Source organism: Alphaproteobacteria bacterium (assembly GCA_018662925.1).
Taxonomy (GTDB): domain Bacteria; phylum Pseudomonadota; class Alphaproteobacteria; order 16-39-46; family JABJFC01; genus JABJFC01.
The window spans coordinates 12,936-26,048 of sequence record JABJFC010000052.1; the positions used below are offsets into that span (position 1 = coordinate 12,936).

At 46.0% G+C, this 13,113-nt stretch carries 13 protein-coding genes; 10 read left to right on the forward strand and 3 right to left on the reverse strand.

The window, feature by feature from the left end; genetic code table 11:
- Positions 1-41: 41 nt before the first annotated feature.
- Positions 42-497: a winged helix DNA-binding protein gene (locus tag HOL16_03930; protein ID MBT5389843.1), complete on the forward strand. Its 456-nt coding sequence runs from the start codon at positions 42-44 to the stop codon at positions 495-497.
- A gap of 10 nt (positions 498-507) precedes the next feature.
- On the opposite strand, the gene HOL16_03935 is transcribed toward HOL16_03930, so the two are convergent.
- Positions 508-1,383 (reverse strand): TIGR01459 family HAD-type hydrolase, encoded by an 876-nt coding sequence (locus HOL16_03935; GenBank protein ID MBT5389844.1) that lies wholly within the window; start codon positions 1,381-1,383, stop codon positions 508-510.
- A gap of 64 nt (positions 1,384-1,447) precedes the next feature.
- Between HOL16_03935 and HOL16_03940 the strand changes: the two genes are divergently transcribed.
- Entirely contained in the window at positions 1,448-2,833 is a 1,386-nt protein-coding gene (locus tag HOL16_03940) for a leucyl aminopeptidase family protein (GenBank protein ID MBT5389845.1), read from the forward strand.
- Entirely contained in the window at positions 2,833-4,452 is a 1,620-nt protein-coding gene (locus tag HOL16_03945) for a hypothetical protein (protein ID MBT5389846.1), read from the forward strand. Before HOL16_03940 ends, HOL16_03945 begins: the two co-directional genes overlap by 1 nt.
- Here the strand turns inward: HOL16_03945 and rnhA are convergent.
- Positions 4,449-4,892 carry a ribonuclease HI gene (rnhA, locus tag HOL16_03950; protein MBT5389847.1) on the reverse strand — a complete coding sequence of 148 codons (444 nt, stop codon included), beginning with the start codon at positions 4,890-4,892 and terminating at the stop codon, positions 4,449-4,451. The two genes, HOL16_03945 and rnhA, sit on opposite strands and share 4 nt — an antisense overlap.
- Before the next feature lie 99 nt (positions 4,893-4,991).
- Here rnhA and HOL16_03955 point away from each other — a divergent pair, with 99 nt between their 5' ends.
- The 7 genes from HOL16_03955 to HOL16_03985 all read left to right on the forward strand — a co-directional run bounded on the left by HOL16_03955 (position 4,992) and on the right by HOL16_03985 (position 11,353).
- The gene (locus HOL16_03955) at positions 4,992-5,264 is read left to right on the forward strand and encodes a CDGSH iron-sulfur domain-containing protein (protein ID MBT5389848.1); all 273 of its coding nucleotides are present in this window, start codon (positions 4,992-4,994) and stop codon (positions 5,262-5,264) included.
- A gap of 23 nt (positions 5,265-5,287) precedes the next feature.
- Positions 5,288-5,824 (forward strand): hypothetical protein, encoded by a 537-nt coding sequence (locus tag HOL16_03960; GenBank protein MBT5389849.1) that lies wholly within the window; start codon positions 5,288-5,290, stop codon positions 5,822-5,824.
- A complete protein-coding gene (gene gcvT / locus HOL16_03965) occupies positions 5,754-6,962 on the forward strand; it encodes a glycine cleavage system aminomethyltransferase GcvT (GenBank protein MBT5389850.1) in 1,209 nt (402 codons plus the stop codon). The genes HOL16_03960 and gcvT overlap by 71 nt, the downstream gene beginning before the upstream one ends.
- 1 nt (position 6,963) lies before the next feature.
- Positions 6,964-7,344, forward strand: coding sequence for a glycine cleavage system protein GcvH (gene gcvH / locus HOL16_03970; GenBank protein ID MBT5389851.1), 381 nt, complete (start codon positions 6,964-6,966; stop codon positions 7,342-7,344).
- A complete protein-coding gene (gcvPA, locus tag HOL16_03975) occupies positions 7,344-8,699 on the forward strand; it encodes an aminomethyl-transferring glycine dehydrogenase subunit GcvPA (GenBank protein MBT5389852.1) in 1,356 nt (451 codons plus the stop codon). The genes gcvH and gcvPA overlap by 1 nt, the downstream gene beginning before the upstream one ends.
- The gene (gene gcvPB, locus HOL16_03980) at positions 8,699-10,222 is read left to right on the forward strand and encodes an aminomethyl-transferring glycine dehydrogenase subunit GcvPB (protein ID MBT5389853.1); all 1,524 of its coding nucleotides are present in this window, start codon (positions 8,699-8,701) and stop codon (positions 10,220-10,222) included. Before gcvPA ends, gcvPB begins: the two co-directional genes overlap by 1 nt.
- Before the next feature lie 117 nt (positions 10,223-10,339).
- Entirely contained in the window at positions 10,340-11,353 is a 1,014-nt protein-coding gene (locus HOL16_03985) for a hypothetical protein (protein ID MBT5389854.1), read from the forward strand.
- 36 nt (positions 11,354-11,389) lie between these two features.
- Here the strand turns inward: HOL16_03985 and recJ are convergent, their stop codons facing one another.
- Positions 11,390-13,081, reverse strand: a complete 1,692-nt coding sequence (recJ, locus tag HOL16_03990) for a single-stranded-DNA-specific exonuclease RecJ (protein MBT5389855.1) — start codon at positions 13,079-13,081, stop codon at positions 11,390-11,392.
- Positions 13,082-13,113 lie beyond the last annotated feature (32 nt).

A 13,113-nucleotide genomic window follows, 5' to 3' on the forward strand; every position in this document is an offset into this window, starting at 1 on the left:
ATAAAGGGAGTTAAATTTTTTAGGTCTGGGAGACGTGGAACATGAAAAGTATTTATTTTGAATCAATTGTGTTGATTGAAAAATTGCACAGGCTATTTTTAGAAGTTGTCCGAGCAGAACTGGAACGCTCAAAGATTTATGACATCAATAATGTTCAATCACTCATTCTTTATAACATTGGCGAGAATCAGCTCACAGTGGGAGATTTGACGTCCAGAGGGCTTTATATGGGTTCTAATGTGACTTACAACTTAAAAAAACTTGTTGAAAATGGATACCTTCATCAAGAGAAATCTTCCCACGATCGACGGTCAAGCCAAGTACGAGTGACAGAGAAAGGACGCGCCCTTTGCAAAAAAATTGCTGCCGTCCTCGACAAACAGGCCAAGCAACTCAAGAAAGCAGGAACGACAACAGAAAACCTCCAAGACGCAACCGATTATCTAAAGATGCTCGAAAACTTTTGGGCCTCTGAAACACGAACACCCTTGTTCTAAGACGAATACACTAGTCTTCTTGTTGCCAAATAAGTCCTGGCAGGACAAAGGTTGGATCAAGACCCTCTTTCTTACAAAGCCCCCGCAAAAGCGACTCCTTTGGCAAATGTCCATATGATACTTCTAGCTCTTTACAATGAATTCCGCCGGGAACAAAGGCACTGGAAATTCCTACTCCCTGTGCCCCTTGGATGTCAGTATGAAAAGAATCCCCAATGGCCAAAAAACTTTCCCTTGGAATACCATCAAATTTATCAAAAATGGCTCTATAAACCGAAGGGTGCGGTTTGCCATGATAGAAAACTGTTCCGCCTCTCTCTTCGTACAGACTTGCTAAAGCTCCCGCACAAAACATCGGCTTGCCCTGAATATGGACAATGTAATCTGGATTGACACAAATCATGGGAGGGCTATTAGTAGCTGCTTTGTCCAATAAACCTTTATAAGGTTCCAACGTATCAAAGGCCTCACGCGTACCCGTTGCTAATATAATATCCGCCTCCGAGACATTATCTACGACCTCAAGCGGCACTCCCTCCATCAAATGTTCATCTTTACCAGGCCCCAGATAATAGCACTTCTCTCCCAAATCAGCATATTTTCCAGCCTTAAGCGTTTTATAGGCATCTTCACCCGACGTCATGATAAATTCATAAAGTTGATGAGGAATACCGATTTCGTCCAAACGTTCTTCAACCTTCTCAACCCGCCGAGGAGCGTTGGACAGAAAAATCACCGGTTTTTTTAGCTCTTTTAGTTTTGTCAGGCACTCAATGACCCCAGGATACGGTAGTTTTCCATCATGGGTCACTCCCCATAAATCGACGATAAATCCTTCAAATTTATCCACACATTCACGCATCCCCACTAAAGTTGAAAAACTCATCTTCACTCCTTCTTGTTGAAAGGCTACAATGACACATATCACCTTTGATGGAAAAGACATAAGAATGAAAAATAGCCCATACGTCCTAGCAAAAAAAGCTACAAATCCAGTCCCCATTTATTTGCTCACCAAGAAAGCCTTAAAGTCCTGGAGCTTGCAGCAATCCTTAGAAACCCAAAATTGGATTCAGGCAACTAATTTTAAAGCCGCCCCTGGGACGTTCCGTCTTGTTCCGACAAAAGAGGGCCATTTGGACCAAGTTCTTTTTGGCACTCCCGATGACTTTTGGACCTATGGTGTCCTAGCAAAGAGGCTTCCCCATCATCATATCTACGAATTTAAGTCCCCTTTATCCGACGACAAATTATTGCTTGCGATCTTGGCATGGGGGCTTAGCGCTTATTCATTTGATAAACTGAAGTCTGATAAACCTGAAAGATCCTTTTCAAAAATCATCGTCCCCCCATCTGTAAATTTTGAGGATGTCTCTTCCACCCTCAACGGAATCTGCCTCGTACGCGATCTCATCAATACCCCGGCATCTCATCTGGGGCCCCAAGAACTTGTGGAAGAGGTCCAGAATGTGGCGAAACAGCACAAGGCAACGTGCCATGTTATTTCGGGCGATGACCTGATCGAGCAAAATTACCCCGCCGTCCATACGGTTGGAAAAAGTAGCCATCGCCTACCACATGTCATAGATCTCAAATGGGGAAACCCCAAACATCCCCAACTTACTTTAGTTGGAAAAGGCGTTACTTTTGATACAGGTGGCCTAGATCTCAAGCCAAGCGGTGCCATGAAGTTCATGAAAAAAGACATGGGGGGCGCGGCCCATGCCCTTGCTCTTGCTCAGATGATCATGGATGCCAACTTACCCATTTCTCTACGACTCCTTATTGGCGCCGTTGAAAACAGTGTTTCTTCCCAAGCGATGCGCCCTCTGGATGTTACGAAGACTCGTAATGGCATGACTGTTGAGATCGGGAATACCGATGCGGAAGGACGGCTGGTGCTTGCCGATCTTTTGACAGAAGCATCCTCCCAAAAGCCAAATCTGATCATTGATTTTGCAACCCTTACTGGGGCCGCTCGTGTTGCACTGGGCCCGGATGTACCTGTGTTCTTTACCAATCGCCCATCCCTTGCACAGGATCTCATGAAGGCATCCGAAGTTTCCCACGATCCGTTTTGGCAGCTTCCTCTCTGGAAAGGCTATGATGCCATGATCGAAACGTCTGTGGCTGATTTAAGCAACAATCCAACAAGTCCTTACGGCGGCGCTATAACAGCAGGGTTGTTTTTAGAGAAGTTTATTTCTAACGATACCCCTTGGATTCATACGGATCTTATGGCATGGAATTTAACTGCACGACCTGGGCGGCCAAAAGGTGGAGAAGCCATGGGATTGAGAGCTATGTACGAGATGGTAAACAGATGGGTAAAATAATGTCGAAACGGCTCTGGAATAAATACTTCTTGCTTGGATGGCTTGTGGCTTTCCTGATACCCTGTTTATCCGAAGCAGCCTTTCCAAAAGCGCCTCAGCCCACAAAAGCATCACTTATATCTTCTATCACGGCAATCTCAAATCAAAATGAAGTCCAAATGGGATTAGTTTTGGAAACTCAGTCCCCTTGGAAAATATACGCCCACTCTCAAAACGGCCATGTGGGCTTTCCCCCCAAAATAAACTGGAATCACTCTAACAATATTAAAGATGTTGAAATATATTGGCCTCAGCCAAAAGAAGTGGAAAGTTATGGAGAAACAATTTCCATTTACGAAGGAAAAATAATTTTACCCCTAAAGGTAACCCTAAAGAACCCTGGCCAACACCTCACTATGAACATGCACCTCAACTATATGAGCTGCAGTGACATGTGTGTTCCTGTAGAACAAACGGTCACTTTTTTTGTTCCAAATGGCCCCTCTTCTCAAACCGATGATGCCAAACTCATTGAAGCTGCCTATTCTACTTCTACATCGGACCATACCCTAAACTGGAGTCTCTTTTTCATGATTTTAGGATTTGCCCTTCTGGGAGGATTTATCCTTAATTTCATGCCTTGTGTGTTACCCGTTCTCTCTCTCAAAATCCTTAGCGTTCTCAAATCACATAATCATTCAGCAGCGCGGATCCGACTCAGATTTATGATCACAGTTGCTGGGATCCTATCTTTTTTCATAGCCTTTGCGGTATCCATCAATATAGCAAAAACTTTTGGCGTTACAATGGGATGGGGATTTCAATTTCAAAATCCCATATTCTTGACCATCCTTTTCATTGCCCTTGTTGTATTTGGACTAGGGACGTGGGGCACCATAAACATCCCCATTCCTTCGCAGGTAAGTAGATGGCTTCCAACCAATGAAACGCACCCCTATTTGAGCGACTATGTAAAAGGCATTTTAGCAGCTGTTCTTGCGACCCCCTGTACGGCCCCCTTTCTTGGAACAGCCGTTGGTTTTGCCCTTGGAAGGTCCCCTCTAGAGCTCCTGGTAATCTTTTTCACCATCGGCCTAGGACTGGCCATCCCCTATATCCTAGTAGCAATGTCACCCAAGATGGTTCATCTTCTCCCAAAACCTGGCCCGTGGATGGAAAAGTTGAAGAAAATACTGGCCGTCGGCCTGTTTGGAACTGCTCTTTGGATCGGTTCCCTTTTAGGCCAACACGTTTACGAAAAACACATCTCCATTGAGAGTGCTAGCTCCCTCCCCTGGACAAACTTTGACTCGGAAAAAATCCCTTCCTTGGTCAGAGACGGAAAAACTGTCCTTGTTACCATCAGCGCCACATGGTGCTTAACGTGCAAATTCAATGAAAATTTTGTCTTTAACTCCGAAGAAGTTTCTGCAGCTCTAAAAAATCCTGATATCGTTCTTATGAAGGGTGATTGGAGCAAAAAAGATGAACGCATCAAAAAATTCTTAATGCTTTATCAACGGGGAGGAATTCCATTTACGGTTATCTTTAGTCCCCAGCGCCCAGAAGGAGTCATCCTTCCAGAGCTCTTATCCACGGACATTCTTTTAGAGTCTTTAACACAAGCGCAATCGGTTTAATGTCCTGAAGCCGCTTCTGCAGCCTCTTGCGCCAGTTCATCCACCCGGTCATTTTCGGGGTGTCCTGAGTGACCTTTTACCCAAAACCAAGATACTTTGTGAGCATGTGTGAGGCCTTCTAATATTTCCCAAAGGTCGGCATTTTTAACGGGTTTCCGTTGAGACGTTTTCCATCCCTTTTTTTTCCAAGCGTGGATCCACTTGGTAATGCCGTCCTTAACATAGGTACTATCTGTGTGAACGTGAACAACAGAGTGTCGCTTTAAGGCTTCTAGTCCTTTTATTGCAGCCAAAAGCTCCATGCGATTATTGGTTGTATCATACTCATAGCCGGAAAGTTCTTTTTCAACTTCTCCATAGCGCAATAGAACGCCCCAACCTCCGGGACCTGGGTTCCCTTTGCATGCCCCATCCGTATAAATCTCTACAATGGTTGGCACTCTAAAATTCCTCTCATTTTTGTTCTTTCTCCCTCTTGAGTATTCTTACAAGCTCTATTAATGTCGCGTCAACGAAACATTTCTTTGAAAGAAAGATTTATGACTACAGATAACAACGCCATTACAAATCCTCTTGAGATATGTGTTGCTCAGAAGGGAGCATACCCCGTTCAAGTTGAAGCTGGAAAACAGTATTGGTGGTGCACCTGTGGACATAGTTCGAAACAACCCATGTGCGATGGAAAACACAAAGGATCAGGTATAAAGCCTGTCTCTTTCACGCCAACGAAATCTGAGACCCTTTATTTTTGCGGATGTAAGCAAACCCGGACGCCTCCCCTGTGTGACGGAAGTCATAATTCACTGAAGTAATAAATATGGATGGAATAAAGACCATGAGAAAATATACCAGTTTGACATTTATCGTAAGCCTGCTTGTTGCTCCCCTTCTGTCGGGATGTGGCTACAAAGAATACGCATACCATCCCACACCTTGTGTTCCCATGGCTTTACTGGGAGACCTTTCTGAATCAGTCCAATATGACACAGACGGCAATAGAAGCCTCATCATAAACTTAGATCAAGTAAAAGGATGGTGTGAAGGTGACGAGGAAACAACGAACGTCAAACTTGTAATTCAAACCATGATACAACGCCCAAATACCGCGTCCGATGACTCACAAGAATTCAGTTTTGATTACTTTATAACCGTCACAGATGCACAAAATGATATTATATCGAAAATGATTTATACCGCTCTTGTTGACTTTGATGAAAACCAACGAAAAAAAGTTGAGCTTATAGAACAAGTTATCTCCATTCCAGAAAGTTCTGAAAAATCCATCAAAGACTATCGCGTTTATGTTGGCCTCCAAGTTGACAGTGTCCAACTGGAAAAAAACCGCAAGAAATACGCTAGAAGGGGGAAGTAAATTCGATCCATTGACCGTCACTACAGATTCCCAACCATCTCCTAAGAAAACACCTCTCTATGATTTGCACGAATTATGGGAAGGCAAGCTTGTCCCGTTTACTGGATATCTTTTGCCAATCCAATATGCCTCGGGAATTATAGCAGAACATAAACATACCCGCACCAAAGCTTCCCTTTTTGATGTCTCGCATATGGGACAAGTCAAGCTATCCGGATCTTCTGATATTTGCGGATTATTGGAAAAACTAGTCCCTGCAGATCTCTCTGAGCTTGCTCCCTATCAAATGACTTATACATTCTTTTCGACCCGTAATGGTGGGGTCCTAGATGATCTACTCGTTACGCGACTAGAAGACTCTCTCCTTCTTGTTGTAAACGGCGCACGAAAAGAAGAAGACTTAAAACATCTCCATAAGCATATAGGAAGCGACTGCAAAATTGAGTATTTAGAATCAAAGGCACTCCTCGCCCTCCAAGGGCCCAAAGCGGTGGACGTTCTTTCACAATATGTTCCAGCGCTCCACGACTTAAGATTCATGCATGTTCTTGAAACAAAGATTGTTGGTATTCCTTGCCTCATTAGTAGATCAGGCTACACCGGAGAAGATGGATTTGAAATATCCCTCCCCGAAAATCAGTCCCAGAAACTCGCCCTCAAACTTATGGAAAATCCAGTTGTTCAACCGGCAGGACTTGGCGCCCGAGACTCCCTCCGACTAGAGGCAGGACTGTGTCTTTATGGACAGGATCTAACAGAATCCACTTCACCCATTGCTGCTCGCCTGGGGTGGACCATTGGAAAAAGGCGACGCCAGCAAGGTGGCTTTTTGGGAGACAAAATCATTCTGCCTCAGTTGGATTCAAAACCTGATCAGATTCGGGTAGGTCTCCTGATCAACAGTAAAATTCCGGCTCGCGAAGGGGCGGAGATTCAATCGAAGAAGGGAATCACAATCGGTTCCATTACCAGCGGTGGATACAGCCCATGTCTTGAAACTCCCATAGCAATGGGGTACGTTGCTTCGGATTATTCTGAACCAGGGACACCGCTCAAAGTGATCGTTCGGAACAAAGAACTCGATGCGAAGGTCGTAAAATTACCCTTCGTAAAGCAAAACTATTTTAGGGGCCAATAATATGGAAAAATTTTCAAAGCAACATGAGTGGATCCGTTTAGACCAAGGATCATCAGATGTGGGAACAGTTGGCATCACCTCCTATGCCCAAGAGCAACTAGGAGATGTGGTTTTCGTCGATTTTCCCAACACGGGACAAACGGTCAAAAGGGGGGAAGAAGTGGCGGTGGTCGAATCAGTGAAAGCAGCCAGCGAAGTCTACTCACCTGTGAGTGGGGAAGTCCTCGTGGTAAATGCTCAATTGGAAGAGACCCCTGAAAAAGTCAACGAGTCCCCTCTTAAAGAGGGCTGGTTTATTAAAATTAAACTGTCTGATCCCAAAGAATTGGAGACACTCATGGATACTTCTGCTTACGAGAAATTCGTAGAGGATCTATCCTAATGCGCTATTTGGCTTTGACCCAAAATGATCGGCAAGAAATGCTGGAAGCCATCGGTGTAAACTCTGTAGAAGATCTCTTTCGTGATGTTCCACAAAACGTCCAACTGAAAAAACTGTTGGATCTTCCAGGGCATATGGGGGAGTGGGAAGTCGAGAACTATTTGGATACCTTTGCCAATGCCAACCAAACAACAAAAACGCTGACCAGCTTCTTGGGAGCCGGTGCCTATCGCCATCACCTGCCTGCCGCAGTAGACTCTCTCATACAGCGGGGAGAATTTCTCACATCCTATACGCCGTACCAGCCAGAAGTTTCCCAAGGCACTCTCCAATATCTTTTTGAATTCCAAACCCAGGTAGCCCTTTTGACAGGAATGGACGTAGCCAACGCGTCACTCTACGACGGGGCCTCTGGAACGGCCGAAGCGGCTCTCATGGCAAATCGGATCACTAAGCGAAATAAAGTCCTAATTTCTGGGGGTCTACATCCCCACTATACCGATGCTGTTAATACCTATGCCCACTTCGCCGAGTTTGATGTAGAAACCTTAGAACCAAACATAGAGAACGAAGAAGACTTACTCTCCAAAATTGATGACACTTACTCATGCTGTATCATTCAAAACCCCAGCCTGTTTGGGCAGCTTTATGATCTGTCAGATCTCTCAAAAAAATGTCACGAGCACGGCGTTCTATTAGCTGTCGTCGTGACCGAAGTCATATCCCTCAGTAAACTTAAATCACCCGGCAGTATGGGAGCCGATATTGTTGTCGCAGAGGGCCAGTCTTTGGGAAATCCCCTTAATTATGGTGGTCCCTACTTGGGTCTTATGGCCACCCGAGACAAATATGTTCGCCATATGCCAGGTAGAATCTCGGGCCAAACTGTCGATAGTGATGGAAAAAGAGGATGGGTTCTGACCCTGGCAGCGCGCGAGCAACACATCCGCCGTGAGCGCGCCACCAGCAACATTTGCACCAACTCAGGACTTTGCGCACTCGCCTTTACCATTCATCTTGCCCTTTTGGGAGAAAAAGGATTTCGGCGGCTAGGGGATGTGAATCATGCAAATGCTGTCCAACTGGCCGAGAAATTGGAAAAAATTCCCCAAGTCACCGTCGTGAATGATACTTTTTTTAACGAATTCACGCTTAAGCTGCCCAAAAATGCAGACCTAGTAATGAAAAAACTCCTTTCTAAGGGCCTTTTGGCGGGCGTTCCTCTCTCCAGACTTTACCCAGAGAAAAAAGAGCTGGCCCCATATTTGCTTGTGGCTGCCACAGAACTGACAACTGAAGCGGATCAGGATAAACTTGTTGCTAGATTAAAGGTCGTTTTACAGGAGGCGCTATAATGGAAGCAGCAAAAAAAACACCCTCTCCTGCCCAGAAAGAAAGCACATTCACCGGGAACAAGGGGCTCCAGATGGAAGAGCCCCTCTTGTTCGAGTTAGACGATCCTGGCCTTTCGGGTGTAGATTGGACAAAGCCGTTGGAGAAGAAAAGGCGTTTGGGGTCCCTTGAGCGCTCAGAAAAAATAGGACTACCAGGGCTTTCAGAACCCCAAGTCGTCCGCCACTTCACACGGCTAAGCCAAAAGAACTATAGCATTGATGCTGGATTTTATCCTTTGGGTTCATGCACAATGAAACACAACCCGCGCCTCAATGAAAAGATTGCTCGCAATCCAGGTTTCACCGCTCTCCATCCCCTTCAGCCCTTTGAGACAGTCCAAGGGGCTCTAGGCCTTATGGACGCTCTAAGCCACTGGCTTATGACCCTGACAGGAATGTCTGCCGTCGCCCTTTCCCCAGGCGCTGGGGCGCACGGAGAGTTGTGCGGAATTATGGCCATCAAAGCCGCCCTTGATGCAGATGGGGAAAAACGCTCTCGAATCCTGGTGGCCGATTCAGCCCATGGAACCAATCCCGCCACCGCCATTTTCTGCGGCTATAGTGTAGACACGGTCAAATCCACCAACGACGGTCTTTTGGATGTCACCGATCTAAAAGCGAAATTAGGGCCCGATGTGGCGGCTCTCATGTTAACCAACCCAAACACCTGTGGCCTCTTTGAAAAGGATATTCTCGAGATTTCCAAGGCAGTCCATGAGGCTGGTGCCTATTTTTACTGTGATGGTGCCAATTTCAATGCCATCATGGGCAAAGTTCGCCCAGGAGATCTGGGCATCGACTGCATGCATATCAATCTTCACAAGACTTTTTCAACACCCCATGGAGGGGGCGGCCCTGGAAGTGGACCGGTGGTTTTCGCTGATTCATTAGCCCCATTTGTCCCCGTACCCTACCTTTCAAAGGGAAAAGATGGACTGAAATTGGTAGAAACGATTTCGGAAAGCACCCAAAAAACCCTTGGCCGCCTCAAAGGATTCCACGGACAGATGGGAATGTTTATCCGGGCCCTGGCCTATATGCTGAGCCACGGTGCCGATGGCCTAAAGCAAGTATCAGAAGATGCAGTCTTATCTGCCAATTATATCCTGGCCAAGCTGAAAGATACCATGACGCCTGCCTATAAGGGCACTTGTATGCACGAGTGCCTCTTTGATGACAAATTCCTAAAGGGAACTGGCGTTACGACACTGGACATGGCCAAGGCTCTAATTGATGAAGGCTTTCACCCCATGACCATGTACTTCCCCCTCATCGTCAGTGGGGCCTTTTTGATTGAGCCTACCGAGACGGAAAGCAAACAAACGCTAGATCAATTCATTGATACACTCAAATATCTGACCCATGAGGCTAAGAAAGGGAATAAAACTCTCTTTCAAGAAGCCCCTGTGCATACTCCTCGCAAACGTCTGGATGAGACAAAAGCGGCTCGAAATCCAGTTTTAAGATGGAAAAAAAACCTATAGAATCTGTGCAATTTCACATTGATTCGCGTAACAGGGGTTGCGTATTTTAAATTACCTAATAAGATTATGAATCTAAGAATTGTGGTCAACATAATACAGAATAACTTGGTGACAAATATGAGATGCGTATCTGCTCGAGAAGCTGACTCATACAAAGAATTCCTTCCCAGAAACTCTTTAAAGTTTTTTATGGGCGTTCTTGCGATCATCGCTTTCTACTACCCCTCCCAAAATGCACTCGCTCAAAAGACATATACAGCAGATCCTTCCCTGATTCCCCATTGGCGGTTCGAACCAAACAGCCCTATCGCAACTGGAGAAGCACTGGTGCCGCCACCCTTTTTGGCCTTGTTTCATGATGGCCAAAAATATTTAGGGTATGTGGGCACCTCTCATCGAAAAGAGCTATCGACCCAAACCTTCCTCCTTATAAAAGAAGCCATTCAACGATTTAAGCCTGACATTATTATTATTGAGGGGTATCCCGAGAAAGCAGGCCTTTCGCCAAAAGATTTTCTGAAAGAAACAAAAAAATGCTGGGATCAAAAAGGAGGATTCAACTGTGGCGAAATTTTCTATGCCGTCCACCTGGCAAATCTCTTGGGGATTCCATTCATTGGAGGAGATCCTCTTCCAAAAGAAGAATGGGACTATCTGGAAACCTTAGGCTATGACCCCGAGGATTATATGGGGTTTAACTTTGTCCGAAAAATCCCCCAAGAAATCAGATCCGTCCAAACAACAGAGAAAAATCTTATGGATCTCTTTCAAGCCTCCAAGGAAAGAGATCTTCGTAACCTAGGCGTGAAGTCAAATGACTTTACATACGCATCTTTCCTCACATGGTTCGAAGACAACTCCCAAGAAAGCTTTGAGACTAGTAATGTTAGCGAAGAAACGTATATGCCAGATGTAGGTCCTGAGGCAACATTTATTCAAAATGTTTCCGGGCATGTGAACACAGTGCGTGAAGCCAATATCATTTCTACCATTGCGAAGACACTCAATAAGTATGATCGCGTTCTCGTTGTTTATGGATCCAGCCATTATGCTATGGAAAGACGTGCTCTGAAAAAAATGCTAGGAACCCCGAGCATGTATATCAAAAAGTTCTCCGATATGTTGAAATAGGATTATTCCTGATAAATCATCCCAGGTGATCTTTTTTTAAACGTTCGCCCCATCTTCAATGGTCAGCTTAACCGTCTCCCTTCCCTGCCAAGAGTCAACGCGAAGCGTCCCCGCCAAATGCAACAGGGTCCGTTGTTTGGAAAGAAGAACATCCCCCAAGGGTGTCTCCACTGAACGAAAGGCAATGGCAGCTAGACTCTTCCCATCTTCCCCTTGAATCAAACAACGAATATGGTCATTGCCCACAATAGAAGCATTGATTACTTTCACATTGGGGAAAACAAACCGAGGCGTCGGGTTTCCCATGCCAAACGGAGCCAGTTGACTCAGAACTTGGATAAAATCTTTACTTGCACCAGCCGGTGTCAAAATCCCCTCAACCATCAACTTGGGGGTATAGTCAGACTCTTTCATTTGTTGCGCAACGCGCTCAATCATAAAAGCTTCGAATTGAGAAAGTGCATCAGCAGAAACTGTAAATCCCGCCGCCATTGCGTGGCCTCCTCCTGCCGTCAAAAGCCCCGATTGTCGAGCGCCATGAATAGCTGTTCCTAAATCCACCCCTGAAACCGAACGACCCGAGCCCTTACCCACACCCTCATCATCTATGGCCACCACGCCAACGGGCCGATGGTATCGATCCTTTAGTCTCCCCGCCACAATGCCAATAACACCTGGATGCCAGCCCTCTTGGGACAATAGAAGAAATGGCGGCAGGTCCTTCCCCCTGCTCTCCACCTGTTCTGTAGCCTCTTGCAAAACACGTGCTTCTATTTCTTGACGCTCTTTATTGAGCTCGTTAAGGCGTAAAGAAATTATCTTCGCCTCATGGGGATCATCGCTGGACAAAAGGCGCCCCCCCAAACTGGATTCTCCCACACGCCCGCCAGCATTAATACGGGGGCCCAATACAAAACCAGCATGGTACGCTTCAGGCCTCTCAGAAAGTCCAGCAACCTCTCCCAAAACTGATAGTCCCGTATTGCGCCGATTAGCCATAACTTTCAGCCCTTGAGACACATAGGCACGATTGAGTCCAGATAAAGACACCACATCACAAACTGTCCCCAAGGCCACTAAGTCCAAGAACTGCTTTAGATCAGGCTCGGAACGATCTTTGAAAAAACCTCGATTTCGCAGGGCCCGATTCAAAGACACGCACAGCAAAAAGCAAAGGCCAACTGCGGCAACAGACTTTCCCGAGCTATCCTGATCCAAACGATTGGGATTAACCACAGCTACTGCCGATGGTAATTTGGACTCGGCAACATGGTGATCCATGACGATCACATCCAGACCCATCTCTTGTGCCCCTTCCAGCGCGTCAAAGGCCGTCGTGCCACAGTCCACCGTAATGACAAGAGATGCCCCCTCTGATTTAAGGGTCTGAAAAGCCTTCACATTGGGGCCATAGCCTTCTTTTATCCGATCGGGAATATAAATCCGGAGGGCACTCCCCAAGGCGTCAAAGTATCTTTTTAGAAGGGCTGATGAAGTGGCTCCATCCACGTCATAGTCCCCAAAAACAGCCATTGTTTCACCCGTCTCAATGGCCTGACAAATGCGATCCGTTGCCTTGTCCATATCCTTTAAGTGAGAGGGATCAGGCAAAGAATCCCGCAATGTGGGCTCCAGGAAATTCTCGGCCGCTTTATCTGATTGCACCCCTCGAGAAGATAAAATGCGCCCCACAATTTCCGGGATTCCCAATCGCTGGGAAAAAGCCATTCCAAGTCGATCGTTTCCTTCGCTTAATACCC

Bases quoted from the DNA above. Each gene is read 5' to 3' on its own strand.
- HOL16_03940 (MBT5389845.1), top strand. From the start codon at position 1,448: ATGAAAAATAGCCCATACGTCCTAGCAAAAAAAGCTACAAATCCAGTC.
- HOL16_03935 (MBT5389844.1), bottom strand. From the start codon at position 1,383: ATGAGTTTTTCAACTTTAGTGGGGATGCGTGAATGTGTGGATAAATTT.
- recJ (MBT5389855.1), bottom strand. From the start codon at position 13,081: ATGGCTTTTTCCCAGCGATTGGGAATCCCGGAAATTGTGGGGCGCATT.
- HOL16_03955 (MBT5389848.1), top strand. From the start codon at position 4,992: ATGACTACAGATAACAACGCCATTACAAATCCTCTTGAGATATGTGTT.
- HOL16_03930 (MBT5389843.1), top strand. From the start codon at position 42: ATGAAAAGTATTTATTTTGAATCAATTGTGTTGATTGAAAAATTGCAC.
- gcvT (MBT5389850.1), top strand. From the start codon at position 5,754: ATGTTGGCCTCCAAGTTGACAGTGTCCAACTGGAAAAAAACCGCAAGA.
- HOL16_03945 (MBT5389846.1), top strand. From the start codon at position 2,833: ATGTCGAAACGGCTCTGGAATAAATACTTCTTGCTTGGATGGCTTGTG.
- gcvPA (MBT5389852.1), top strand. From the start codon at position 7,344: ATGCGCTATTTGGCTTTGACCCAAAATGATCGGCAAGAAATGCTGGAA.
- HOL16_03960 (MBT5389849.1), top strand. From the start codon at position 5,288: ATGAGAAAATATACCAGTTTGACATTTATCGTAAGCCTGCTTGTTGCT.
- gcvPB (MBT5389853.1), top strand. From the start codon at position 8,699: ATGGAAGCAGCAAAAAAAACACCCTCTCCTGCCCAGAAAGAAAGCACA.
- HOL16_03985 (MBT5389854.1), top strand. From the start codon at position 10,340: ATGAGATGCGTATCTGCTCGAGAAGCTGACTCATACAAAGAATTCCTT.
- gcvH (MBT5389851.1), top strand. From the start codon at position 6,964: ATGGAAAAATTTTCAAAGCAACATGAGTGGATCCGTTTAGACCAAGGA.